This is a genomic window from Streptomyces dengpaensis, from assembly GCF_002946835.1.
In the GTDB taxonomy this organism is placed as follows: Bacteria; Actinomycetota; Actinomycetes; order Streptomycetales; family Streptomycetaceae; genus Streptomyces; species Streptomyces dengpaensis.
This window is the reverse complement of record NZ_CP026652.1, coordinates 3410272-3434964: the sequence shown is the minus strand read 5'-3', so window position 1 is coordinate 3434964 and position 24693 is coordinate 3410272. Positions and strand designations below refer to the sequence as shown.

At 72.5% G+C, this 24693-nt stretch carries 17 protein-coding genes; 11 read left to right on the top strand and 6 right to left on the bottom strand.

Annotated elements, in window-relative coordinates:
- The first annotated feature begins 62 nt into the window (after window positions 1-62).
- From C4B68_RS15595 to sucD, 4 genes are all read left to right on the top strand, one after another.
- Window positions 63-1037: a hypothetical protein gene (locus C4B68_RS15595; RefSeq protein WP_143674309.1), complete on the top strand. Its 975-nt coding sequence runs from the start codon at window positions 63-65 to the stop codon at window positions 1035-1037.
- A gap of 138 nt (window positions 1038-1175) precedes the next feature.
- Window positions 1176-2801 carry a hypothetical protein gene (locus C4B68_RS15590; RefSeq protein WP_180289207.1) on the top strand — a complete coding sequence of 542 codons (1626 nt, stop codon included), beginning with the start codon at window positions 1176-1178 and terminating at the stop codon, window positions 2799-2801.
- Window positions 2802-3261: 460 nt separating this feature from the next.
- Window positions 3262-4440: an ADP-forming succinate--CoA ligase subunit beta gene (sucC, locus tag C4B68_RS15585; protein WP_099500715.1), complete on the top strand. Its 1179-nt coding sequence runs from the start codon at window positions 3262-3264 to the stop codon at window positions 4438-4440.
- Between the two features lie 22 nt (window positions 4441-4462).
- Complete coding sequence (gene sucD, locus C4B68_RS15580; protein ID WP_099500716.1) at window positions 4463-5347, top strand: succinate--CoA ligase subunit alpha; 885 nt, start codon at window positions 4463-4465, stop codon at window positions 5345-5347.
- Window positions 5348-5562: 215 nt separating this feature from the next.
- Here the strand turns inward: sucD and C4B68_RS15575 are convergent, their stop codons facing one another.
- Complete coding sequence (locus tag C4B68_RS15575) at window positions 5563-6780, bottom strand: helix-turn-helix domain-containing protein (RefSeq protein ID WP_099500717.1); 1218 nt, start codon at window positions 6778-6780, stop codon at window positions 5563-5565.
- A 108-nt stretch (window positions 6781-6888) separates the two neighbouring features.
- Between C4B68_RS15575 and C4B68_RS15570 the strand changes: the two genes are divergently transcribed.
- Window positions 6889-8553 (top strand): cell division protein PerM, encoded by a 1665-nt coding sequence (locus C4B68_RS15570; RefSeq protein WP_167459094.1) that lies wholly within the window; start codon window positions 6889-6891, stop codon window positions 8551-8553.
- Window positions 8554-8692: 139 nt separating this feature from the next.
- On the opposite strand, the gene C4B68_RS15565 is transcribed toward C4B68_RS15570, so the two are convergent.
- Window positions 8693-9541 (bottom strand): hypothetical protein, encoded by an 849-nt coding sequence (locus C4B68_RS15565; protein WP_099500718.1) that lies wholly within the window; start codon window positions 9539-9541, stop codon window positions 8693-8695.
- Window positions 9542-10078: 537 nt separating this feature from the next.
- On the opposite strand from C4B68_RS15565, the gene purN reads away from it, so the two are divergent.
- Both purN and purH read left to right on the top strand, forming a co-directional pair.
- On the top strand, window positions 10079-10699 hold the full coding sequence (gene purN / locus C4B68_RS15560; RefSeq protein ID WP_099500719.1) for a phosphoribosylglycinamide formyltransferase: 621 nt from the start codon (window positions 10079-10081) through the stop codon (window positions 10697-10699).
- Window positions 10696-12276 (top strand): bifunctional phosphoribosylaminoimidazolecarboxamide formyltransferase/IMP cyclohydrolase, encoded by a 1581-nt coding sequence (gene purH / locus C4B68_RS15555; RefSeq protein ID WP_099500720.1) that lies wholly within the window; start codon window positions 10696-10698, stop codon window positions 12274-12276. The genes purN and purH overlap by 4 nt, the downstream gene beginning before the upstream one ends.
- Window positions 12277-12441: 165 nt before the next feature.
- Here purH and C4B68_RS15550 read toward each other — a convergent pair whose 3' ends face one another.
- Entirely contained in the window at window positions 12442-13083 is a 642-nt protein-coding gene (locus C4B68_RS15550) for a hypothetical protein (protein WP_099500721.1), read from the bottom strand.
- A 296-nt stretch (window positions 13084-13379) separates the two neighbouring features.
- Between C4B68_RS15550 and C4B68_RS15545 the strand changes: the two genes are divergently transcribed.
- The 4 genes from C4B68_RS15545 to C4B68_RS15530 all read left to right on the top strand — a co-directional run bounded on the left by C4B68_RS15545 (window position 13380) and on the right by C4B68_RS15530 (window position 18202).
- Window positions 13380-14234 (top strand): bifunctional methylenetetrahydrofolate dehydrogenase/methenyltetrahydrofolate cyclohydrolase, encoded by an 855-nt coding sequence (locus tag C4B68_RS15545; RefSeq protein WP_099500722.1) that lies wholly within the window; start codon window positions 13380-13382, stop codon window positions 14232-14234.
- Window positions 14235-14382: 148 nt separating this feature from the next.
- A complete protein-coding gene (locus C4B68_RS15540) occupies window positions 14383-14862 on the top strand; it encodes a DUF3017 domain-containing protein (RefSeq protein WP_167459311.1) in 480 nt (159 codons plus the stop codon).
- A 679-nt stretch (window positions 14863-15541) separates the two neighbouring features.
- Window positions 15542-16717, top strand: coding sequence for a helix-turn-helix domain-containing protein (locus C4B68_RS15535; protein WP_099500723.1), 1176 nt, complete (start codon window positions 15542-15544; stop codon window positions 16715-16717).
- Window positions 16718-17212: 495 nt separating this feature from the next.
- Window positions 17213-18202 carry a malate dehydrogenase gene (locus C4B68_RS15530; RefSeq protein ID WP_099500724.1) on the top strand — a complete coding sequence of 330 codons (990 nt, stop codon included), beginning with the start codon at window positions 17213-17215 and terminating at the stop codon, window positions 18200-18202.
- Between the two features lie 49 nt (window positions 18203-18251).
- Here the strand turns inward: C4B68_RS15530 and C4B68_RS15525 are convergent, their stop codons facing one another.
- The 3 genes from C4B68_RS15525 to C4B68_RS15515 are packed head-to-tail and all read right to left on the bottom strand — an operon-like array spanning window position 18252 to window position 24690.
- Window positions 18252-21587 carry an SAV_2336 N-terminal domain-related protein gene (locus tag C4B68_RS15525; RefSeq protein ID WP_099500725.1) on the bottom strand — a complete coding sequence of 1112 codons (3336 nt, stop codon included), beginning with the start codon at window positions 21585-21587 and terminating at the stop codon, window positions 18252-18254.
- A gap of 2 nt (window positions 21588-21589) precedes the next feature.
- On the bottom strand, window positions 21590-22540 hold the full coding sequence (locus C4B68_RS15520) for an AAA family ATPase (protein ID WP_099500726.1): 951 nt from the start codon (window positions 22538-22540) through the stop codon (window positions 21590-21592).
- The gene (locus C4B68_RS15515) at window positions 22537-24690 is read right to left on the bottom strand and encodes a VMAP-C domain-containing protein (RefSeq protein WP_240634363.1); all 2154 of its coding nucleotides are present in this window, start codon (window positions 24688-24690) and stop codon (window positions 22537-22539) included. Before C4B68_RS15515 ends, C4B68_RS15520 begins: the two co-directional genes overlap by 4 nt.
- Window positions 24691-24693: the final 3 nt, after the last annotated feature.

Below are 24693 nucleotides of genomic sequence, written 5' to 3'. Positions count from 1 at the left end.
ATGTGCCTTCGAGTGCTTTCGAGAGCCGTCACTTGCCTTCGCCCGGGAGGACCCTCCCCGTCTTGACCCTGTCAGCAGCGTTGCCCGCTGCCGCTCTGCGCGTGATGCGTACGGCGGCCGGACGACGTGCGCTGCAAGTGGTGCTGCTGGTGGGCGGGTTGTTCGCACTTGGGTTCCTTTGCGGGGAGCGGGCGCACGCGGCCGACGGGGTGGTGCCCACGACGCCGACGCGGGCCGTCGAGTCGGCCGTCCAGCGGACGTCCGAGGGCCTGGCGGGCGGGTCGGCTCACCGGACGGTGGAGGCTCCCGCGAAGCCCTCCGCCGCCGAGCCTCCCGCGAAGCTTCCTGTGCGGCAGGGCACTTCAGCGCCGGAGGCCGGGCCGATCCCGTCGACGAGCGTCACCACAGCCGCGACCGTCCCGGCCATCACGGACGTCACCGACACCGTCCGGCACGTGGTCCGGCCGGTCGCTGACAGGGTCGTCCCGCCAGCCGCCGACGACGCCGTACGGCCGATCGGCGATCTGGTGGAGACGGTCACTGGCGGGCTGGCCGACGCCCCGCCGAAGGCGCTGCCGTCCCTGCCCTCAATCCCCTCTGCTCCCGGTTTGCCCGCACTCCCGGGCGTCGGTGGTCAGACGCCGCCCGCGGGGTCAGCTCCGCAGCAGTCGGGCGGGGCGGTGGAGCGGCAGGGCGCGAGGATCGGGCACCCTGCCGGGCCGCAGGAGGCCGACGGGACGGCGACGTCCGTGTACGGCCCAGGTGTTGTCGTTGACGGCGGCCTCGCCGGCGTGCACCGCCACCGCGATGGCGTACGAGCGGGACACGCCCCCGCGCACCAGGCACCCCCGGGTGACCCGACCGGCGCGCTGGGCAACCGGTCCGCGGTCGACAACGGCGGGCCGCGGTACGGCGATCCGCATGCCGTCACTCCGAACCACCGGGCGCCGCTGCGGCTCGTGCCCGGTGCTTCCGCGGGCGTGACCGCGGCCGAGACCCGGGACAGGTACCGGGACATTCCCGTTTTCCCCGGCTAGGGCAGCCCTTCCCCCGCTGTAGGACCTGCCGCGCGGGGGCGGAGCAGGTCTGCCCGCCGTCCGGACCCCCCTCCGATTCCCGGACGGAAGCCCCGGAATGTCCCGAACTCTCGGAATCCCGAAGGATCTGACGTACGCATGAACAAGAACATTCGCCGTTCCATCGTCATAGCCGCCGGTGTCACCGGCGCGTGGGCGCTCGGCTCCACCGCCGCCAGCGCGGACGAGCTGCCCGCCGCGTCCGTGTCCGTGCCCGATGTGACCGCTGACGCCATGGACACGGTCGGCTCGGTCACCGACACCGTCGACGACGTGACCTCGACCGTCACAAACACCGCCGCCCAGAAGACCGCGGCCACGAAGACCGCGGCCACGAAGACCGCGGCCACGAAGACCGCGGCCACGAAGACCGCGGCCACGAAGACCGCGGCCACGAAGACCGCGGCCACGAAGACCGCGGCCACGAAGACCGCGGTCGCGGACGCCGCTGACGCCGCCGACGCCGCCCGTCGCTACGTCGACGCCGAGGTCCCCTCCGCCACCGACCTCGCGCGGACCAAGGCCGCCGCCACTGCCGCTGCCACTGCCACTGCCGAGCGCACCACCGGCGAGGCCCAGGAGACGGTCGCCGACGTCAGCGCCCCGCAGGACGAGGTCGACTACCTCTTCGGCCCGCTCGCTGCCTTCGCGCCCGAGCTGGAGAAGGCCCTCGCCGGGGCGCAGAGCGAGCTCGCCGGCGCCCAGCGGTCCGTCGCGGGCGCGCCCGCCCAGGTTCAGGGCGCCGTTGGCACCGCCACCGGCATCGCGGTCCCGGTCGTCGACGAGACCGCGGCCGCGGCCCTGCCGCCCGTAGTCGGCACCGCCCTACAGGGCGTCACCCCGGTCGCGGACCACGCCGTCGGGAACGTGACACCGCTGGCGTACGGCGCCGCGGGCAACGCGTCCGCGGCGGCGTACGGCGTGACCGGTGACGCGACGACCTTGGCGCAGGGCGTCGCCGACCAGGCGGCCGCGCTGGTGAACGGCGCCACCACCGACGCGACGACGCTGGGATACGGCGTCACGGGCGGCACGACCACCTTGGCGCACGGTGTCACGGGCGACGCGAGCACGCTGGCGTACGGCGCCGTCGGTGACGTACAGCCGCTCGCCGGTGGTGTCGCCGGTCAGCTCGTCGGCGACACCGCCGCAGCCGTCCTGCCGCCCGTCGCCGCGACCGCCGTGCACGGTGTCGTCCCGGTCGCCGGTCAGGCCGTCGGGGACGCGGGCGCGCTGGCGTACGGCGTCGGCGGCGAGGTGCGGCCCTTCGCTGGCGGCGTCGAGGGCGACGCGGGGACGCTCGCGTACGGCGTGACCGGCCAGGTCGCTCCGTTCGCGCAGGGTGTCGTCACCGAGGACGTGCAGCCGTTCGCCGCGGGTGTGGTCGGCGCGGTGCAGCCGGTCGTCGACCTGGTGCAGCCCGTCGTGGACGGTGTCGCGGGCAGCGCCACGACGCTCGCGTACGGCGTCGCGGGCGACGTGCGGCCCTTCGTCGGCAGTGTGGTCGGCGAGGTCGACCCGTTCGCGGGCGGTGTCGCCGGGCAGGCCGGCTCGTTCGCGCAGGACCTGACCGGAACCGTCGAGGCAGCCGGCGGCCCCCTCGCGGGCAACGCCGTCAGCGGCGTCCAGGGCGTGGCCGAGTCGGTCACGCCGGGCTACCTGCACGGTGCCGCCCAGACCGGCACGCACGGTGCGTACGGAACGTACGGAACGTACGGCGTCTGAGGCGACTCGCGCCGTCCCTCGCCGTAACCGCCGTACGCCCCGCTCTGCTGCGGCGATGACCGACTCCGCAGGGTCACGGCCCCGGACGGCCGAAAGCCGTCGGTCCGTCCGACCGGAACCTCGCGGGTAGGACGGGTGGTCCCCATTGGGGTGGGGACCACCCGTCCTGAGCCCCTACGGGGCCGTTCAAGGGGCCTCACCGGGCAAACCCCAGCCCGGTGAGGCCCTGCCCCGGCCCCTGCCCCGGCCCCTGCCTCGACCAGGGCTGTGACAGGTATCACCGCTCAGGTGTGATCTGCGATTTATGGACCTACCGGCGACGGCGATAACCTGCGAGACGGACATGCCGCGCGCTCGGACACCGTGTGCGCCACCCTTGTGACAGCGGACGTCACGTTGCCCTTCGCGGCACGCCCACGCATCCAACGAACCGCTAGCTCACTGATAGGGACGGACGCGCGTGGACCTGTTCGAGTACCAGGCGAGGGACCTCTTCGCCAAGCACGGTGTACCGGTGCTGGCCGGTGAAGTCATTGACACGCCTGAGGCAGCCCGCGAGGCGACCGAGCGTCTTGGCGGCAAGTCCGTCGTCAAGGCCCAGGTGAAGGTCGGCGGCCGCGGCAAGGCCGGTGGCGTGAAGCTCGCCGCCACCCCGGACGAGGCCGTCGCCCGCGCGACGGACATCCTCGGCATGGACATCAAGGGCCACACGGTCCACAAGGTGATGATCGCCGAGACGGCTCCGGAGATCCTGGAGGAGTACTACGTCTCCTTCCTCCTCGACCGCACCAACCGCACCTTCCTCTCCATCGCCTCCGTCGAGGGCGGCATGGAGATCGAGGAGGTGGCGGCCACTCGCCCCGAGGCCGTCGCCAAGACCCCGATCGACGCCAACGAGGGTGTGACCCCGGAGAAGGCCCGCGAGATCGTCGCGGCCGCGCAGTTCCCGGCCGAGGTCGCCGACAAGGTCGCCGACGTCCTCGTCACCCTGTGGAAGACCTTCATCGCGGAGGACGCGCTCCTCGTCGAGGTCAACCCGCTCGCCAAGGTCACCTCCGGCGACATCCTGGCCCTCGACGGCAAGGTCTCCCTGGACGAGAACGCCGAGTTCCGCCAGCCCGACCACGCCGCCCTCGAGGACAAGGCGTCGGCCAACCCGCTGGAGGCCGCCGCCAAGGAGAAGAACCTCAACTACGTCAAGCTCGACGGCGAGGTCGGCATCATCGGCAACGGCGCGGGTCTCGTCATGAGCACCCTGGACGTCGTCGCGTACGCCGGTGAGGCGCACGGTGGCGTCAAGCCCGCCAACTTCCTCGACATCGGCGGCGGCGCCTCCGCCGCGGTCATGGCGAACGGCCTGGAGATCATCCTCGGCGACCCGGACGTCAAGTCCGTCTTCGTCAACGTCTTCGGTGGCATCACCGCCTGCGACGAGGTCGCCAACGGCATCGTCCAGGCGCTGCAGATGCTCGCCGACAGGGGCGAGGAAGTCACCAAGCCGCTGGTCGTGCGTCTGGACGGCAACAACGCCGAGCTGGGTCGCAGGATCCTGTCGGATGCCAATCACCCGCTCGTGCAGCGCGTGGACACCATGGACGGCGCGGCCGACAAGGCCGCCGAGCTGGCCGCGGCCAAGTAAGGGACGAGGGAAAACCACAGCCATGGCTATCTTCCTCAACAAGGACAGCAAGGTCATCGTCCAGGGCATGACCGGTGCCACGGGCATGAAGCACACCAAGCTCATGCTGGGCGACGGCACGAACATCGTCGGTGGCGTGAACCCGCGCAAGGCGGGCACCTCCGTCGACATCGACGGCACCGAGATCCCGGTCTTCGGCACGGTCGCCGAGGCGATGGAGAAGACGGGCGCGAACGTATCCGTCCTCTTCGTTCCGCCGGCCTTCGCCAAGGCCGCCGTCGTCGAGGCGATCGACGCCGAGATCCCCCTCGCGGTCGTCATCACCGAGGGCATCGCGGTCCACGACTCCGCCGCGTTCTACGCGTACGCCGTGGAGAAGGGCAACAAGACCCGGATCATCGGCCCGAACTGCCCCGGCCTCATCAGCCCCGGCCAGTCGAACGCCGGCATCATCCCGGGCGACATCACGAAGCCGGGCCGCATCGGCCTGGTCTCGAAGTCCGGCACGCTGACGTACCAGATGATGTACGAGCTCCGTGACATCGGCTTCTCGTCCGCCGTCGGCATCGGTGGCGACCCGATCATCGGTACGACGCACATCGACGCGCTCGCCGCGTTCGAGGCCGACCCCGACACCGACCTGATCGTCATGATCGGTGAGATCGGTGGCGACGCCGAGGAGCGGGCGGCCGACTTCATCAAGGCCAACGTGACGAAGCCGGTCGTCGGCTACGTCGCCGGGTTCACCGCGCCCGAGGGCAAGACCATGGGCCACGCCGGCGCCATCGTCTCCGGCTCCTCCGGTACGGCCGCCGCGAAGAAGGAGGCCCTCGAGGCCGCCGGCGTCAAGGTCGGCAAGACGCCGACCGAGACGGCGAAGCTGGCTCGTGAGCTTCTCGCGGGCTGACCTCCTCAGCTGAACGTCGGTGGGCCCGTATCCCTTGCTGGGGTGCGGGCCCACCGGCGTTTCCCTGAAACCTTGATTGCGTGGCACCCGGTGTTGGTGGCTGTGCCCACCCTCCCCCACGCTCGGCTTCTCCCCCAGTGCCTTAAGGGCCTGGGAGGTACCCCCGGAGCGGGGGGACCCCCACCGCCCTGCGGAACGATTGCCCACAGTGGTAACTACCCGAGCTCCGGGGCCAGTCTCTCCGGGCCGTTTGCCGTTTGGGAATTGAGCTTGGCTTGCAGTTTCAGTTGTTGCGGCGACAGGGGGCCCGGGGCCGGGCGGGGTGGGAGGTCGTGGACCGATTCGCCCGGGGCCAGCGGGGGCTCGTAGTGGTCCGGGGCCGTTCCCAGGGTCAGTGCGGTGGCGCCGATGAGGAGGGCCGTGAAGGCGATGGCGGCGCGGGTCCAGCGCTGGGCGCGGGCTTCGCTGACCCAGCGGACGTTGACGGGCTTCGCCGCCCGCAGCCGCTCCGTGCCCGCGAGTCCGACGAGCCGCCGGTGCAGTTCCTGGGGATCCGCCAGCTCCGGCAGGCGCGCCACGACGGCTTCGCGGGCGTACAGCAGCCGGTTGGCCGTCGCGGGCGTGCTCGCCTCCGTCTCGGCCGCGGTCTCGGGCAGGTCGAGCCCGACCCCTTCGTACAGGAGCAGCGTGCGCCGGTGCACGGGCGGCAGGCTCAGGAGTACGTCGAGCAGCTCGCGGTCGGCGGCGTCGGAGGGCGGCGCCTCCGGATGCCGGTGCCGGGGGCGCAGCCGGTGCCAGGGGGAGAGCGCGTACTCGTGCGTGGCCGCCCGCACCCACCCTGCCGGATCCGGGTCCACGGCCACCTCGGGCCAGCGGTGCCAGGCCAGTTCGAAGGCCCGCTCCACGGACTCGCACGCCAACTCGCGCCGCCCGGTGAGCAGATACGCCTGCCGTACGAGGGCGGGGGCGCAGTACGCGTAGAGGGCGTCGAAGGCCTGAGTGGGCGTCAGGGTGGGCGGTGTCGAAGGCGGAGGCGGAGCCAGGGGCGGAGGAGTGGGTTTGGTGTTCTCCAGTGTCGGTGTCGGTGTCGGTGTCGGTGCTGGTGCTGGTGCCAGCGCCTCCTCGGCCGGTGCCGGGCTCGCTTCCGCGCCCACCAGCGCGGGAACCGCGGGCTCGTGACGGGCGGCCACCTCGGTCTCGGCGGGCGTCGGCCGGCGGTGGTCGGCCTCCAGCTCGGCGGCCGCGGTCAACAGCTGTGCGTACGCTTCCCGTTTGTGGCCACGCGGTGTCGTACGGCCGGACTCCCACGAGCGCACCGTCTTGGGGGTGACTCCCACCTTGGCCGCGAACTCGGCCAAGGTCAGCGACTGGGCCTCGCGCAGACGACGGCGCTCCTTGGGGGGCGGCAGCGGGGTGTCAGGGCTCTGCGTCATGTTGGACTCCCCAGGGCGCCCCTTCGTACGAAAAAGTGCATAGCTGCATATTGAGCGACACATCCGGGGTTCGGGTGTTACGACGAGAAAGAGCGTGTCGTTGGGACCATGGCGGTCGTGACCCACATGACCGACCGCAGGCCGCCGTTGTCGCCCCTGCCCTCCCGGATGCCCGACCGATCCCCCGGACTGGCCGCCGGCGTCCTGGGCGGCGCCCTCGCGGCGGGGCTCGGGCTCGGCTCGTTCGCCGTCCTCGTCATGGTGCTGTGGATCAGCTCGCCGTACCCGGACAGCGGGCCGGGCGGAGCGCTGCATGTCGCCGCCGCGTTGTGGCTGCTCGCGCACGGTGTTGAGTTGATCCGCACCGACACCTTGTCGGGGCTTCCCATGCCGGTGGGGGTGACGCCGCTGCTGCTGTTCGTGCTGCCGGTGTGGCTGCTGCACCGGGCGGCGCGCGACGCGGTGGACGGCGACTCCGACGCCGAGTCCGACGCTGACTTCGGTTCCGCTGCCGGCCACCTCGGATCCGGATCCGAGCCGGCCGGGCGCGCTGTGTGGGCCGGGATCGTCGTCGGTTATCTGTCCGTCGGTGGGGCTGCCGCGCTGTATGCCTCGGGCGGGGCGTTGCGGCCGTCGTGGGCGGGGGTCGTCGTATGCCTGCCGCTGCTGGTCGGGGGTGCGGCCGGGGCGGGGGTGTGGACGGCGTACGGGCGTCCGTGGGGGCCGATGCCGCTGTGGGTGCGACGGGTTGTCGCATCGCTGCCGTCCCTGCCCTTGCTGTCCTCCCTGCCTCCGTCCGTTGTGCGGCTTTCCGGCGTACGTGGTCTCGGCGGAGCCTCCGATGCCGTGGTGCCGGGGGCTCCTCGGTTCCTCGCGGGTGCGGTGCGGGCCGCCGGGGCGGGGGTGGCGGTGCTGGTGGGGGGAGGGGCGCTGCTGGTGGCGGCGTCGCTGGTGTGGCACGGCGGGATGGCTCGGGACTCGTTCGCGCAGCTCACCGAGGGGTGGTCGGGGCGTTTCGCCGTACTGCTGCTGTGTCTGGCCCTCGTGCCGAACGCGGCGGTGTGGGGGGCGGCGTACGGGCTCGGGCCCGGGGTCGTCCTCGGCGCGGGCCAGGTGGCGGGGCCCCTGTCCACGACCGCGCCGGGACCGCTGCTGCCTTCCTTTCCGCTGCTGGCGGCGGTGCCGGGGGCGGGCGGGCCGTTGAGCTGGGCGACCGGGGTGGTGCCGGTGGCCGCGGGGGTGACGGTGGGGTGGTTCGTGGCGGTGGCTGCCGTGCCGGGGGGTGGGTCGAAGGAGCGGTGGTCCCGGCGGCGGACGGTTGGCGCCGTCGGGCTTGCTGCCGTGGTGGGCGGGGCCGGGTTCGCGGTGCTTGCCGGGCTGGCCGGTGGGCCGCTGGGGGTGGCGGCGCTTGCCCACTTCGGGCCGGTGTGGTGGGAGGTGGGGGCCGCGGCGGGGGTATGGACCGGGGTGGTGGGGGTTCTTGTGGGGGTGGGGGTGCGGGAGTGGAGGGTGCGGGGGCTGCGTGTGGCGGTGCCCTCGTGTTTGTCCCGGCGGGATGGGGATGGGGCAGGGGGTGAGGTGCCGGCGGTGCCTGCTGCTGCGGCGCCGTCTCAGGGTGTGGTGCTGGACTCCGCGGGTGAGTCCTCTGAGGCGTACGACCTGCTGCCGGCCGACACCACGGGGGTCGGCTGGCACGAGGACGGCTCCCGCGAGGTTCGCTGGGCGGCGTTGAAGGACGCGGAGGCGCCTCCGGAACCGACGGAACCGGGCTGAGGCCGGTTGGGGGTGGGTTTTTCGCCCCCGCCGCCCCTACCCACTCCCGAACCTGGGGCTCCACCCCAGACCCCGCTCCTCAAACGCCGGAGGGGCTATCACAGGGGCGGAGGGGGAAATTCCTCCCCGGCCCCGGCGGTCAGCCGCGGGTGCCCAGGACGCCCTGCAGCTCCTTCGGGAGGAGGTCGTTGCAGGACTCCCTCGCGGCGCTGGTGAGAGCGTCGTTCGTGCAGGCGTAGTAGTCGCTGTACACGAGCTGTGCGGTGAAGGTGGCCGCCACCATCAGGATCGCGAGGGACGCGGTGACGATCCCGCTCACGGCGGCGGTCGTCTGCGGCCGCGCGTTCCGATCGGGCGCCGGCACGTCCGGATCCGGAGTGCGCGGCTTCGCGCGGAGGGCGCTGCCGCCCCAATACAGCGCGAGCGCACCGAGCAGCAGTGCCACGTACGGCCAGCTGAAGAGGGCGAAGAAGAACGCCCACATCCCGGAGAGCAGCGCGTAGCGCGCACGGCGCTGGGCCGGGTCCGTCGGGTCCCAGCGCATGCCGCTGCCCGGACCGCCGGCGGGTCCTTCCGGACCGCCCTGCCCCTGTGGCGCTCCCGGCCGGTCGCCGAAGCCCCCGCCGCTCGAAGGTCCGGGCTGCCGGTCGCTCCACTGGCTGCCCCAGGGGGACTCCCCGCGCGGGCCGGACCCCGCGTTCTCGTCGGCTCCCTGCCCGCCCGCGGGCCGCCTCGGCTGCCACGGCCGGTCGGGCGTCCCCTCGGGCGGCGGCGCGAACGGATTGTCGTCGGAGTTCGAGGGGGTGGAGGCGGGGGCGTCGGGTGCGGAACCCCGTCCGCCGGAGGAGTCGCCGCCACCCGCCGAGCCGTTCCCGTCCGCGGGGCCGTCTCCGCCCGAGGGCGCGTCCCCGCTGGACCGCGGCGGGGTAGGCGAAGGGCGCTGCTCGCGCAGCAGGAGTGGAGGGAGTCGGAGACTGCGGTCCGGCATCAGGTGTGCGTCTTCCCCTTGGTGGTTCTGGCGGGCGGTGTGTCCACACAGCATGGTGCTCGCGACGCGCACCCCGAGCTTGGCAACCCGGACTCGCGCCCCGAGCGTTGTGCCCCGGGCTGGCGCCCCGAGCGTTCGTACTCCGGGCTGGTACCCCGAGCGTTCGTGCCTGGGGCAGGCGCCCCGAGCCTTCGTACCCGGGGCTTACGCCCCGAGCATTCGTGCCTGGGGCAGGCGCCCCGAGCCTTCGTACCCCGGGCTCGCGCCCCGAGTGTCGTGCCCCGGGCTCGCGCCCCGAGCGTTCGTACCCATGTCAGATCAACGTCCCGCAGGCGCAGGGCGTTCCCCCGTGCTGGACGGGGTACCCGGGTGGATCCTCCCCAGACGCTACCTTCCGGCCACGCGCCCGTCCCGTGGGGGCCGCCCTGTGTGCCGGTATCGTTGCTGACGGTCGGCCGGTTCGTAGACTTCCCCGTATCCCGGGGCGCGAAGCATTCGTACGACCGTACAAACACTCCCCCGAGAAAGGGCCCCGCCGTGGCCAAGACCAAGCGCCTCGTCGTGCTGGTCTCCGGATCAGGTACGAATCTGCAGGCATTGCTCGACGCCGTCGCGGAGGCGGGACCCGAGGCCTACGGAGCCGAGATCGTGGCCGTCGGGGCCGATCGTGACGGCATTGAGGGACTCGCCCGTGCCGAGCGCGCCGGGCTGCCCACCTTCGTGTGCAAGGTCAAGGACTACGGCAGCCGGGAGGAGTGGGACGCGGCGCTGACCCGGGCGACCGCCGCCTACGAGCCCGATCTCGTCGTTTCCGCCGGGTTCATGAAGATCGTGGGGAAGGAATTCCTCGCCAGGTTCGGCGGGCGGTTCGTCAACACGCATCCCGCCCTGCTGCCCAGCTTCCCGGGGACCCACGGCGTACGCGACGCGCTCGCGTACGGCGCGAAGGTCGCGGGATGCACCGTCCACTTCGTCGACGACGGCGTCGACACCGGACCGATCATCGCTCAGGGCGTGGTGGAGGTCCGGGACGAGGACGACGAGAGCGCTCTGCACGAGCGCATCAAGGAAGTCGAGCGAAGGCTGCTCGTCGATGTCGTGGGGCGGCTCGCCCGCAACGGCTATCGCATTGAGGGACGAAAGGTAGTTATCCAGTGACCGCCGAGAGCAACGAGCGCAACGAGACCAGCACGCGGCCGATCCGCCGCGCGCTGGTCAGCGTCTACGACAAGACCGGGCTCGAGGAGCTCGCGCGCGGGCTCCACGAGGCCGGTGTCGAGCTCGTCTCCACCGGGTCGACCGCCGGGCGCATCGCCGCCGCCGGCGTTCCCGTCACCAAGGTCGAGGAGCTCACCGGCTTCCCCGAGTGCCTGGACGGCCGCGTCAAGACCCTGCACCCCAAGGTCCACGCCGGCATCCTCGCCGACCTGCGGCTCGACAGCCACCGGCAGCAGCTCGCGGACCTCGGTGTCGAGCCGTTCGACCTCGTCGTCGTCAACCTCTACCCGTTCCGCGAAACCGTCGCCTCGGGCGCGACGCCCGACGAGTGCGTCGAGCAGATCGACATCGGCGGTCCGTCGATGGTCCGCGCCGCCGCCAAGAACCACCCGTCCGTGGCCGTCGTCACCGACCCGGACGCCTACGCCGCGGTCCTCCAGGCGGTCAAGGAGGGCGGTTTCACGCTGGAGCTGCGCAAGCGGTTCGCCGCCAAGGCATTCCAGCACACGGCCGCGTACGACGTGGCGGTGGCGAGCTGGTTCGCCGACGACTACGCCGCGGCCGACGACAGCGGCTTCCCGGACTTCCTCGGTCACACCTACGCGCGCAAGAACACCCTCCGCTACGGCGAGAACCCGCACCAGGGCGCCGCGCTCTACGTCGACGGCACGGGCGGCCTCGCCGAGGCCGAGCAGCTGCACGGCAAGGAGATGTCGTACAACAACTACACGGACACGGATGCCGCGCGCCGTGCCGCGTACGACCACGAGGACCCCTGCGTCGCGATCATCAAGCACGCCAACCCGTGCGGTATCGCGGTCGCGTCGAATGTCGCCGAGGCGCACCGCAAGGCGCACGCCTGTGACCCGCTGTCCGCGTTCGGCGGTGTCATCGCCGTCAACCGTCCGGTGACGAAGGAGATGGCCGAGCAGGTCGCCGAGATCTTCACCGAGGTGATCGTGGCGCCCGAGTACGAGAACGGCGCTCTCGAAGTCCTCACCCAGAAGAAGAACATCCGTGTGCTGCGCGCTCACCGGGCGCCCGCGAGCCCGGCCGAGGTCAAGCAGATCGACGGCGGCGCGCTGCTCCAGGTCACCGACCGCCTCCAGGCCGACGGCGACAACCCGCAGAGCTGGACCCTCGCGACCGGCGAGGTCCTCAGCCAGGGCGAGCTGGACGAGCTGGCCTTCGCCTGGCGCGCCTGCCGCGCGGTGAAGTCCAACGCGATCCTGCTCGCCAAGGACGGCGCCTCGGTCGGCGTCGGCATGGGCCAGGTCAACCGCGTCGACTCCGCGAAGCTCGCCGTCGAGCGGGCGGGCGCGGAGCGGGCCCGTGGCTCGTACGCCGCCTCGGACGCGTTCTTCCCGTTCCCCGACGGCCTGGAGATCCTCGCCGACGCAGGCGTCAAGGCCGTGGTCCAGCCGGGCGGTTCGGTCCGCGACGAACAGGTCGTGGAGGCCGCGAAGAAGGCGGGCGTCACGATGTACTTCACGGGGACCCGTCACTTCTTCCACTGAGCCCATGACATGAATGCCGCGGCCTCCGGCGCTCCCCCGAGGGAGCCGGAGGCCGCTTTCTCGTGCGTCAGCAGGTCGGCGGGCCTGGGATCGGCTCGTAGTTGTTGCCGGGCGCGGAGCGCCGGGGGTGGCCGGGCACATCGCCAGTCCGACGGATCCGGGGGATCAGTAGCGGGGGCGCGCGAACCAGGCGGTGCCACTGGGGACGACCGGGGCCGCCGTGATGACGACGGCGAAGGCGACCCAGATCAGCGGGAGGATGACCGCGGTGGCGAGCCCGGAGTCCAGGCCGATGAACAGACCGATCAGACCGACGATTCCGCCGAGCGCGCCGTAGACGACGGTCGTGATCCGGATGCCCTGGCCGCCGTTGCCGAACTTGACGCCGAGCGTGATGGAGAGCGCCGCCAGGCCCAGCGCGATCAGCGCGATGATCACGAGGGCGCCCGCGGCGATGTCGGCATTGTCACCGAACGCGTTGAACGGGTTGTCCGAGGACGAGCCGTAGCTGTCCGCCGCGTCCGAGACGTCGTTGGCGATGGCGGCGCCGTAGAGGTAGGCGATACCCGCGAGGATCTGCACCGCCGAGATGAGGAACAGGAACACTCGAGCCGTGACCAGAAGCCCCGGCATGGTCGGCGGAAGCATCTGGTTGCCCCCGGGGTAGCCGGGGTACCCCGGCTGCTGTGGGTAGCCGTAGCCCTGCGGGGGTACGCCAGGCGGAGCCTGCGGGTAGCCGTAGCCGGGAGTGGCCGGGGGCTGCTGGGGCGGCTGCCCGTAAGGGTTGTTCGGGTCGCCGAAACTCATGGCGGGTTTTCCTCCGTTGCCTGGTGCGGGGACGACGCGGCACGGTTCGGAGGAATGGCTGCAGAGCGGTTCGTCCCCCCGGTACTGCCCGCGGCACTGTTCGCTCATCGTTCTTCAGCAAGCTCTGACTTGTCCAGCCGCAATCGATATGTGTTGTGCAAGTGCAACATCGGTGATCATGGGCGGATCACAGCCTGTTCGTGACGTACTCACAGCCGCGCGGGCTGCCCGGCGCCGGACGGCGGCCTGGGTGGCCGGATTGGAACCAGGGCCGGGTCATCCGGGAGGATGGGGCCATGACCGCCCAGATTCTCGATGGCAAGGCCACCGCAGCCGCGATCAAGTCCGATCTGACCGCCCGCGTGGCGGCCCTGAAGGAGAAGGGCGTCACGCCCGGCCTCGGGACGATCCTGGTCGGGGACGACCCCGGCAGCCAGAAGTACGTCGCGGGCAAGCACCGCGACTGCGCCCAGGTCGGCATCGCCTCCATCCAGCGCGAACTGCCCGCGACCGCGACGCAGGAGGAGATCGAGGCGGTGGTCCGCGAGCTGAACGAGGACCCCGCCTGCACCGGCTACATCGTCCAGCTGCCGCTGCCCAAGGGCATCGACGAGAACCGCATCCTGGAGCTGATGGACCCGGACAAGGACGCGGACGGCCTGCACCCGATGAACCTCGGGCGCCTCGTGCTGAACGAGTCGGCCCCGCTGCCGTGCACGCCCAACGGTGTCCTCACCCTTCTCCGCCAGTACGGCGTGGAGATCAAGGGCGCCGAGGTCGTGGTCGTCGGCCGTGGCGTGACCATCGGGCGCCCGATGCCGCTGCTGCTGACGCGGCGCAGTGAGAACGCCACGGTGACCCAGTGCCACACCGGCACCCGTGACCTCTCCGCCCACCTGAAGCGGGCCGACATCATCATCGCCGCGGCGGGGTCCGCGCACCTCGTGCGCGCCGAGGACGTGAAGCCGGGGGCCGCCGTCCTCGACGTCGGTGTCTCGCGCAGCGCCGAGGGCAAGATCGTCGGCGACGTCCACCCCGACGTCGCCGAGGTCGCCGCCTGGATCTCCCCGAACCCGGGCGGCGTCGGCCCGATGACCCGCGCCCAGCTGCTCGTCAACGTGGTGGAAGCGGCGGAGCGCAGTGTCGACTGAGGGCGGATCGAAGAACGGTGAGGTGCGGGGCGCCGGTACCTCTCCGACGGTGAGGGATGCACGGGACGCCGGTGCGGAGCCCACGGCGCGGGACGCCGGTGCGGAGCCCGCGGCGCGGGACGCCGGTGCCGGTGCCGCGGACCGTGCCGTGACCACAGACGGTGCCGAGGCCGCCGTACGGGATGCCGAGGCCGCCGTGCGGGACGCCGTCAGCGCGCCCGACGCCGAGGGCACGCCGCGGCGGACCACCCGGCGGTTCCCGCGGATCACCCGGGACACCGCGCGGCCCGAGGGCGGTGGCCGGGCGGCGCGCGGGGACGCCCCGGCGCCGGCGCGTCAGTGGCCGATCCTGGCCGTGCTGTCGGCCGTCGGGCTCGGCCTGCTGCTGACCGCGCTCGACGTGTTCCGGTTCGGGACGATTCTCATCGGCGCCGCGCTCCTCGCGGGCTGCGTGATGCGCTGGATACTGCCCGACGTGGGAATGCTGGCGGTCCGCTCCCGCTTCACGGACATGCTCACGTACGGCGTGCTCGGCGTGGTCATCGTGCTGCTCGCGATGATGGCGCAGCCCAACCCGTGGCTGGAGATCCCGTTCCTGGACGACACGTTGCACTTCACGGTGCGCTGAGCCCCGTACAGCCGTGGCCCGTTCTCCCTGGGAGGACGGGCCACGGCGTTTTCGGTTTCCGGGGGCGGACATGACCGTGGCCCGTCCTCTCCCCCGAGTAAGGACGGGCCCCGATCGGGCGGGTGTTCCGCCCAGGGTCAACCCTTCTGCACACGAACAGGCTGTTCAACACTTGGCCGTTCGCTGTGGCACGGAAGTGACCATTCCGCCACGGAGTCCGCGTGGGGTGACGGGAACCGGGCGCCGACACGTCCGGGAGGTGGAACGCCGTCACGTCCGAGCGGGCGGCATGCCGTCACGCCCGAGTGGGTGGAACGCTGCCGTGACCCCTGAGGTCGCACCTGTGTTCTCGTTGTGTCGATGTCTTGACAAGTTCAAGGATTTGCACTGATCCATCACAACAGGCGCGTTAACGTGGGCAATCGGGACGGTCCGGGACGTCCCGTGCGAGGCCAGGGGTTCGACCGGCCGCACAAGGGGTCGGTGGGACACTGGACCGCAGCCCAAGGGGCGTGCGACGGTGCATGCCCCGGCCCGAATGCTCCCGTGCGCCCCCACCCCGGGAACTGAGATCCTGACCGAGTGCATCCCTGTGGGTAGCCACAACGGGGACTCGGCGGAGGGGCGCCACGCGCGGGGAAAACAGTTGTGCACGTACGGGGGGAAGAGGGGGGAAGCAATGCCTCGTTGGAGGGCCTTGCCGGATGAACTCGATCCGCAGGTCAGGGAGTTCGCCAGCCAGCTGCGGCGGCTCGTCGACCGGAGCGGGCTGAGCATCGCGGCCGTGGCCGACCGCACGGGCTACAGCAAGACGTCCTGGGAGCGCTATCTCAACGGCCGGCTTCTCGCGCCCAAGGGCGCGATCGTCGCCCTGGCCGAGGTGACCGGGACCAATCCCAACCATCTGACGACCATGTGGGAGCTGGCCGAGCGTGCCTGGAGCCGTTCGGAGATGCGCCACGACATGACCATGGAGGCGATCCGGATATCCCAGGCGCGTGCCGCGCTCGGGGAGTTCGGGCCGACTCCGGCGAAGGGGAGCAACGGGCAGCAGGCTGCCCGCAAGCGGGGCGGCGCGACCGGGATCGCAGGGCCGGCGGGGATCTCACCGACGCTGCCGCCGTCGGTACCGGCACAGCCGACCGGGCCGGATGCGGGGGAGTCGACGTCGTACGGGTCGTCCTCCTCGCAGGGGGCTTCGTCGTACGGGGGTGGCTCGCGGGGCGGCGGCTGGGGGGCTGTCGCCACGCCGTCCGACGGGGCGGGGCAGTTCGGGCCCTCGGCGCCGGCCGGGCCGGTGCGGGCGGCCGGGGGGCCGCCGCGGGATGCCCGGCCGGGTGGAGCGGGTGCGGGGGGCGGATCCCGTCGGGGGCGGCGGCTCACGATGTTCCTCGCGGGGGTCGTCGGGGCGCTCGTGGTGGTCGCGGCGGCGGTGTACCTCACCAGTGGCGGCGACGACAACAAGGCGAAGGACACGCCCAAGACGCCCGCGACCTCCGCCGGCACCAACCCCGATCTGCCGGCCGGGGTGAAGTGCAGCGGCGCGGGCTGCACCGGGAAGGACCCGGAGAACATGGGCTGCGGAGGGGAGTTGGCCACCACCACGACCAGCGTCACCGTCGGTACGGCGCTCGTGGAGGTGCGCTACAGCAAGACCTGTGGCGCCGCCTGGGCCCGCATCACCCAGGCCGCGATCGGTGACCGGGTCGAGGTGTCCTCGGGCACCGCTGCCCAGCAGACCGGGTCGGTCGACGCGGACGCCGACGCATACACCCCGATGGTCGCGGTCAAGGACGCCGGCGACGCCACGGCGTGCGCGACGCTGAAGTCGGGCCAAAGGGGCTGCACGAAGTAGGAGATTTCAGCCCGTCCGGCGTTTGAGGACGAGCGCGAAGCGCGGTAAGGGGGTCTGGGGGGGGCGGAGCCCCCAGGTACGGGAATGGGTAGGGGCGGAGGGGGCGAAATAGCGCCGGGCGCGACACCGGGTCCGGGAGAACTCGTGGCCCGGCAGGGGCATGCAAGACCCCGTCCGGGGCAGGCGCACCGTACCCCCACGGGGATCCGGTGCGGCAGGGCATGAGGCGGCCCGAAAGCCGGCCCGGTACCCCAGGGGCGGCCGCCACGCCTTACTCTCCCGGGCCTGGCGGCCGCCTCCCGGGGGCTCTGTGGGGCGGGCCACACGGGCCCGGACGTCGGGGCTGCCGGATGCGCGATAGCCTGACGGCGGATCTCTCTTGACGCCAAGATATCGATCATCACTACCCCTGATCGATCATCGCGGCGCACAAGGGGAAGATCCTGCACCCCGGGGCAGGGACGCCCCACCGCCAGCTGTCATACGGAGAACGCCATGACCCGCACTCCCGTGAATGTCACCGTCACCGGCGCGGCCGGCCAGATCGGTTACGCCCTGCTCTTCCGCATCGCCTCCGGCCAGCTGCTCGGCGCGGACGTGCCGGTCAAGCTGCGCCTCCTGGAGATCACCCCGGCGCTCAAGGCCGCCGAGGGCACCGCCATGGAGCTGGACGACTGCGCGTTCCCGCTGCTCCAGGGCATCGACATCACGGACGACCCGAACGTCGCCTTCGACGGCACGAACGTCGGTCTGCTCGTCGGCGCCCGCCCCCGCACCAAGGGCATGGAGCGCGGCGACCTCCTCGAGGCCAACGGTGGCATCTTCAAGCCGCAGGGCAAGGCCATCAACGACCACGCCGCGAACGACGTCAAGATCCTCGTCGTCGGCAACCCGGCGAACACCAACGCGCTGATCGCCCAGGCCGCCGCCCCGGACGTACCGGCCGAGCGCTTCACGGCCATGACCCGCCTGGACCACAACCGCGCGCTGACCCAGCTCGCGAAGAAGACGGGCTCGACGGTCGCCGACATCAAGCGCCTGACCATCTGGGGCAACCACTCCGCCACCCAGTACCCCGACATCTTCCACGCCACGGTCGCCGGCAAGAACGCCGCCGAGGTCGTCAACGACGAGAAGTGGCTGGCTGAGGACTTCATCCCGACCGTCGCCAAGCGCGGCGCCGCGATCATCGAGGCCCGTGGCGCGTCGTCGGCCGCGTCCGCCGCCAACGCCGCCATCGACCACGTGTACACCTGGGTCAACGGCACCGCCGACGGCAACTGGACGTCGATGGGTATCCCGTCGGACGGGTCGTACGGCGTTCCGGAGGGCCTCATCTCCTCCTTCCCGGTGACGACGAAGGACGGTTCGTACGAGATCGTCCAGGGCCTGGACATCAACGAGTTCTCCCGCGCCCGCATCGACACGTCGGTGAAGGAGCTGGAGGAGGAGCGCGAGGCGGTTCGCGGCCTCGGCCTCATCTGAGCCACGCCATCGCGTAGTTGATGCCCGGGCGGCCGGAACCGCCCGGGCATCAGTGCGTCGCGTCCTCGACGATCAGCTCCGCCAGGTCCAGGAACGCCCGTGTCGTCGCCGCCCGCAGCCGGCCCAGCTCGCGGAATCCGGGCGAGCGCAGGGAGAGGTCGAAGGGGACGACGACCACGGGGCCGGTGATGTTGCCGGGGCGCAGGGTGCCGCCGGTGGGCAGAACCCGGTTTCCGGTGCCCTCGGTGTCCGTGGCCACCACGATCGCCTCGTCCGCGAGCCTCGCGTGACCCGCCTCGTGCAGCCGCGCGAGCGCGCGGGTGGCGGCGGAACGGAACCAGTCGGTGGTTCCGCAGCACAGGATCAGCCGGTCCGTGTGCGCCAGCGCGACCTCCGCGGAGCTGTCGAGCTGCGTCGGTGACCAGTCGGTGAGGACGAAGGAGTAGTACGGCGCCGTCTGGGCCAGTACGCGGGCGTACTCCTGGGCATGTACGGGGCTGGAGTTGAAGTGGCCCGTGCGGTGGGCGATCACTTCGAGGCCCGAGGGGAGGCGCGTGGTGTGGGCCCTGATCTGGTCGTACGAGGCGTCGGGCGGAAGGGCCGCGAGGTCGCGCAGGGTGGCCCGGTTGCGGTCCTTCAGGAAGGAGTCGAGGGATCCCTCCGAGGGTGCCCCGTCGAGGGCCAGTACGGGTTCGGCGCGGACGGCGGCGAGCAGGGAGCCGAGGACCATCGTCGTCGTGGCCCGTCCGCTGTAGTGGTAGGCGCCCAGGAGAGTGATGCGGCGGCTGCGGCGCAGGGGTACGCAGAGCCGTTCGAGGCGGGCCTCGCGGCCGCCGATGCCGAAGCGGGGCAGCCGGTGCCGGCCCGTGGGGCGGGCATCGGCCGGGGGCGGGGAGAGCGGTACGTCCGTCAGGGCGTGGACCGGGGTCTTGGCCTGTGGTTCCGCCGGGTCCTTCGCCGCCCGGGCCATGGCGATGTACCGCGCCAGGACCCCGGCGACCTCGCCCGCGGTGGGGCGCGCCGCCGGATCCGGGTCGAGGCAGCGGAGCACCAGCAGCCGCAACTGCTCCCAGGTGTCGCCCTGCCACATATGCATGCCCTCCGGCAGGCCCGGCACCTCCCAGCCGGCCTTGGTGCTGACGAGCTGAAGCATCTCGCCCAGGGAGCGCACATTGTCCTCGGCGGTCGGCACAGGGCCCGTGCCCAGGTACCGCCCGTCGACCACGCAGTCCGACAGGTCCCCGAGGACCACGGAGCGCCGCAGGACGAACACGCTGTCGGCGCTGAAGTCCGCCGGCACGAGCCCGCTGACGTGGCAGACGGCGAGGGCGCTCGCCAGGTGCCAGGCGACGAGCAGGCCCGCCACCTTGTCGAAGGGGGCCGTGCCCTCGAGGAGGGCCCTGCTGAAGAGCTCCGAGAGGCGCGGCGGCTGGGCGTCGGGGGCGTCGGTGTCGGCGATGGGCGCCATCGCGAGCCAGGGCGGGTTCCGGTCGAGCGCCGTACCGAGGAGCGCGGGCGCGTACTGCCCGTTCAGCCGGAAGAGCGCCTCGGCCTCCACCTCGATCAACTGGGCGTTCACCGTGGGGAGATCGGGACGGGGAACGCGGAGGACGGCCACGGTGCTCGGCGCGATCACGCCTCGGTAGACGACGGTCCTGCGGCCCTTGCGCCGCCCGACCAGCGTGTAGGGTCCCAGCTCCCGCGGATCGTCGTCCGTCAGCGGCTCCCAGTCGTCCGCGCCGGAGACGGGCGCTCCCCGCTCGTCGGGTTCGAGGCCGGCGGGTCCCGCCTCGACCGAGACGCCGAAGCGGGTCAGCAGCCGCCGTTCGACGCTGGTGAACGGGCGGTGCGAGCCGGGGAGTTGGGCGCTGCCGTCCGGGTGGGCCAGCCAGGCGGGGAAGTCGGGGGAGTTGCCCGCGAGTTGTTCCAGGCGGCGGCCGATGCTGCGGCCCGTTCTGAGGAGTTCGGCCTGGGGGACCGCGTCCAGGAGCACCGACTTGGACTCGTCGGAGAAGTCGAAGATGAGGTGCTTGGCGGGCAGCGGACCCGGCACGGGCGCGGGCCGCGGACGGATGAGGCCGCCGAGGAACACCTCCGCGAGATGCGAGGTACGCGCGGGCCACGGCACCGCCGTCTGCACGAGCCGCATCACCGGCACCGTCAGCGGTGAGACGGCCGCCAGATGAGCCGCGAGACGGTACGCCTCCGGAGTGGCCGCGTCGCGGAAGTGCTGGGGGCTGCCCAGGTCGCGGGCGGCGGCGACGGCGGCGTACTGGCTGGGGCGGGAGAGCAGCGGGAGTTCCATGGTGGCGCCGGGGGAGGCGAGCAGCTGCGCCCAGTCCCGCAGGGCGCCGGGTGTCGGCTCCAGGACCGGTACCGGTACGCCGTCGAAGCGGGCCAGGCCCGGCGGCAGCACCCGGTCGGTGATGTCCCAGGACGTGTTCGCGCCGCCGATCCGCCGAGTGGTGGCCTGCCAGCGCTCGGCGTGGATGCCGGACGCCTCCCACATCTCGGGCGGCAGGGTGTGCAGCACCGCGACGGGGCCCCGGGCGGCCCACGCGTACAGCAGTTCGTGCATCGTGCCGTGCCGCCAGGCGGCGCCCATGCCGTCACTGACGACCAGGACGAGGGTGCGCCCCGACGGGTCGTTGACCGTGCTCAGCGGCACCTGGGTGCTGTCGTGCTGGAACGGCCGGGCGCGCAGCCGGGGTTCGCGGGCGGAGCGGGTGTCGAGACCGAGTACGCGGGTGGTCGCGAAGGCGCCGAGCCGTTCGAGCAGGGCGCGCAGTTCGGCGCCCAGCCGGTGCCACAGCAGCATCGACAGGCCGTCGTCGACGAGCAGCACCAGGTTCAGCCAGCGTTCCTGCACCGGCCGTTGCACCACGTCGGGCAGCCGGGTGTCGGCGAGCTCGTTCGCGGTGCGCTCCTCGTCGATCTCCAGCCGGTGCCTGCTGGCCAGACGGCGGCGCAACGGCCGTAACGCGCGGCCCAGTTCGAGTTCGTCGCTCAGCGCCTTGCCCTCGGGGACCCGGACGGGCAGCGCCCTGCGCGGCTCCCGCTCCCGCTCGGGCCCCCGCAGCCGTACCTCGGGAGCCGGTGTCTGGCGGGCCGCCGCGTACAGGGAGGGGCTGGTGAGGTCGGGCAGATCCGGGTCGTCGGGCTCCGGCGCCGGCTGCGGCAGGGGCTGCTCGTCGGGTGCGGGAGCGGTCGGGGGCGGCGGGGGCTCCTGGGCGGCGCGCAGGCCCCGGTGCAGCGGTGCGTCCTCGGTGGCGGGCAGGCGGCGGGCGAGCCAGAGCACGTCGAGCACCTGGTCGGCGTCCAGGTCGTGCCCGGCCGCGCCGAGCACGCGCAGCGCCTGGGCGAGGCGCTCACCGCCGCCCGCCATGGTCACATCGCCCCGGTCAGCTGGTGCAGTACGGCGTCGAGCAGGCCCTCCGCGTCCAGGTCGACGCCTCCCGCGCGCAGGAAGACGGCGTTCAGCAGCTGGTCGGTGGCGAGTTCGCCGGGGGCGCGGCGGCGCAGGAACGCCTCCAGCAGGTCGTCGGCCTCCCGCAGCGCGTCCTCGCCGAGGTGCGCGGCGACGATGGCGCGCAGCCGCTCCTCGTCGGGCACCGGCAGATCGAGGCGCACGCAGCGGCGCAGGAACGCGGGCGGGAAGTCACGCTCTCCATTGCTGGTGATGACGACCACCGGGAACTCGGCGCACTGGATCCGCCCCTGGTGCACTCGCACGGTGCCCCGGTGGTCGGCGGTCTGCACGTCCACGTCGGCGATGTCCTCGGGCAGCCGGGTGAGTTCGGGGATGTCGAAGACGCCCTCCTCGAACACGGTGAGCAGGTCGTTCGGCAGGTCGACGTCGCCCTTGTCCATCTCGTCGATGAGCAGGGCCCGCGGTACGACGGAGGGCACCAGCGCGGTGCCGAGCGGGCCGAGCCGGATGAACGTGCCGATGGACGGCTCGCGTTCGCCCCGGTCGCGGCTGAGCGTCGTCTCGCGCAGGCGGCCGATCGCGTCGTACTGGTAGAGGGCCTCACGCACGGTGGAGCGGCTGTTGATGGGCCAGCGCAGCAGCTCGCCCAGGTTCAGCTCGTGCGCCACGGCCCGGGCGAGGGACGACTTGCCGGTGCCGGCCGGTCCCGTGACGAGCAGCGGGCGGCGCAGATGCAGCGCGGCGTTGACGACGTCGGCGTGCTGCCGCTCGATCAGGTACGGCAGTTCGGGCCGTACGGTCCATGCGGGCGTGAAGCGGCGCCAGGGCGGGGCCGGCGGAAGGGCGACGTCCCGTGGCTCGCCGTCACCCCGGAACAGACGCCAGCCGGCGTCGGGAGCGGGTGTCATGCGCTCTCCTGTGGTTCGGTCAGATGGAGGCGGGGCACTGTGCGGTCGGCGTCGGCCCAGGCGAGGACCGGACGGCCGGGGAACTCATGAGGGTTGGCCATGATGTTGGCGCGGTAGGAGCGCACGCCGTCGGGCAGTTCACGCGTGGCGACCTCCGCCATGTGTCTCACGGCGTGCGAGTCCTTGTCCCGTCCCCGGTCCCACACCACTACTGGTACCCCAACGGCGAGACAGACCTGCACGATGCCGTCGCGCAGGCCCGGCGGCACGTCGACGGAGACCCGCACCGCGTCGAGCTGCTCCATCAGTTCGTAGTAAATCTGGTTCGGATCCTTGGACGCGTCCGAGAAGACCAGGGTTGCTCCGGAGTCCAGGCGGCTCCACCGGCGGCGCCAGTCGGGCAGGAAACGCTCGTGCCGGCGCAGGAGTTCGGGGCAGTGCACGACCAGCGGGAACTCCACCCCGAGCACACCCGGGACGATCTCGTCGGGTGCCGCGCCCTCCCATTCGTCGACGGGCAGGTTGAGGCTGGTGCGGTCGACCAGGACCTCCACCAGCGGGCGCCGGCCGTCCACGGCGGAGGGGCCGAGGGACTCCAGGACGCGCAGCAGCTCGCGCGCCCCCTCCGAGGCCGAGTAGGAGACGGCGGCCGTGGCCGACACCTGCCGGGGCCCCGCGCCCTCGTCGCACCAGATCCGCAGCCGGTGCCGCCCCGGCTCCGCCCGCCGCACCTCCACAAGCACCCGTACGCGCACGGACCGGTTCCGTATCTCACGCGCCCATTCCTGGGCGTCCGAGCGCCGCTCGGCCAGCGCCGAACGCGGAATGCCGAGCCGGGTGATCACCCCGTCTGACCACATGCGCAGACCCGCGCGCTGCGGCCCGGGGCACAGCACACTGACGTACTCGATGACGCGCAGCAGCGCCGGAACCCGCGGCCCGCCGTCGTCCGAGCGGCCGTCGCCGTGCAGCGCCTCCAGGTGGTCGAGCAGCGCGTCCAGGCTGCCGCCCCCGGGGAACGCGGCGGCCAGTGGCAGCGCGGCGCGCACCGCCTCACCGAACCGCGCGAGCACCGCCTTCTCGACGCCCCGAAGGAGCTGGTGCAGGCGGGTGTACTCGCGGGGGGAGAGCAGCCGGGGTCCGCGGGCGAGGCGGCCCGCGGTCAGGATGCGGTCGGCCGCCGACGCGTCCCTGCGCCGCAGGACCTCGGTGAGGGCCGCCAGGGCGCGCGGATGCGTGAGGAGGAACTCCGCGAACTCCTCGACCGTCGGCGGTGTCACCTCGCTGCCCGCCCCGACACCGCAGGCGCGGGCCAGTTCACGGGCGACGTCGCCACGCCCGGACGAGGACGGGAACGCGCGGTCGATCTCCTCCGCGAGCAGGAGGTGGGCCGGGTCGTCGACGTCGGCGTGCGGGAGGTCCTGCGTGTCCAGGGCGCCCGCGGAGCGCAGTTCGGCCTCGACGCGCTGCCAGGGAATGCCCCAGCTGCGCCGGATCAGATGCTGGGGGCTGTGGGGTGCGTAGCCGCCGGTGTGCGGGTCGCGGGGCGGCATGAAGTGCGCGACGACGAGACCGACCACGGCCTTGTCCTCCTCGCACCACAGGGGGCCGCCGCTGTAGCCGGGGCCGACGGCCATGCCGGTGGCCACCCCGTCGAGGTAACCGAAGGGACCACCGTCGGCGGACTTGACCGTGAGGTCGGCGAAGGTGGGGCCGCCCGCGCTGCCGTGCCAGGCGCGCACCTCCTGACCTGCCTCCATCGCGATCCGGCGGGCCGGCGGGTGGACGGCGTCGTCCGGCGCGTCGACCCGCAGGACGGCGAGGTCGCCCAGCCACTCGCTGTCGCCCTCGACGACCACGCGGCCGTCCCTGGTGCGCGGCGCGATCCAGTGCGCCACGCGCGCGGGATACCGGTCGTGGCCGCGTGGCCCCCTCAGCTCGACGGGGATCTCGTCAGGACCCGGTGCCGAGGCCTCGAACAGGCCCCTGCCCAGGGCGTCGTTGACGACATGGGCGCACGTCAGCACCGTGTCGGCGCCAAGAATGAGGCCCGCCCCCGCCACCTTGCCGTCCCGGGTGCGTCGTACGGATGCCACGCACGCGACCGGGGTGCCCCCGTCCATGGACCCGCGGGCCCTGAACCACCCCACGGA

Bases quoted from the DNA above. Each gene is read 5' to 3' on its own strand.
- C4B68_RS15590 (WP_180289207.1), top strand. From the start codon at position 1,176: ATGAACAAGAACATTCGCCGTTCCATCGTCATAGCCGCCGGTGTCACC.
- sucD (WP_099500716.1), top strand. From the start codon at position 4,463: ATGGCTATCTTCCTCAACAAGGACAGCAAGGTCATCGTCCAGGGCATG.
- C4B68_RS15575 (WP_099500717.1), bottom strand. From the start codon at position 6,780: ATGACGCAGAGCCCTGACACCCCGCTGCCGCCCCCCAAGGAGCGCCGT.
- C4B68_RS15570 (WP_167459094.1), top strand. From the start codon at position 6,889: ATGGCGGTCGTGACCCACATGACCGACCGCAGGCCGCCGTTGTCGCCC.
- C4B68_RS15565 (WP_099500718.1), bottom strand. From the start codon at position 9,541: ATGCCGGACCGCAGTCTCCGACTCCCTCCACTCCTGCTGCGCGAGCAG.
- C4B68_RS15550 (WP_099500721.1), bottom strand. From the start codon at position 13,083: ATGAGTTTCGGCGACCCGAACAACCCTTACGGGCAGCCGCCCCAGCAG.
- C4B68_RS15545 (WP_099500722.1), top strand. From the start codon at position 13,380: ATGACCGCCCAGATTCTCGATGGCAAGGCCACCGCAGCCGCGATCAAG.
- C4B68_RS15535 (WP_099500723.1), top strand. From the start codon at position 15,542: ATGCCTCGTTGGAGGGCCTTGCCGGATGAACTCGATCCGCAGGTCAGG.
- C4B68_RS15530 (WP_099500724.1), top strand. From the start codon at position 17,213: ATGACCCGCACTCCCGTGAATGTCACCGTCACCGGCGCGGCCGGCCAG.
- C4B68_RS15525 (WP_099500725.1), bottom strand. From the start codon at position 21,587: ATGGCGGGCGGCGGTGAGCGCCTCGCCCAGGCGCTGCGCGTGCTCGGC.
- C4B68_RS15520 (WP_099500726.1), bottom strand. From the start codon at position 22,540: ATGACACCCGCTCCCGACGCCGGCTGGCGTCTGTTCCGGGGTGACGGC.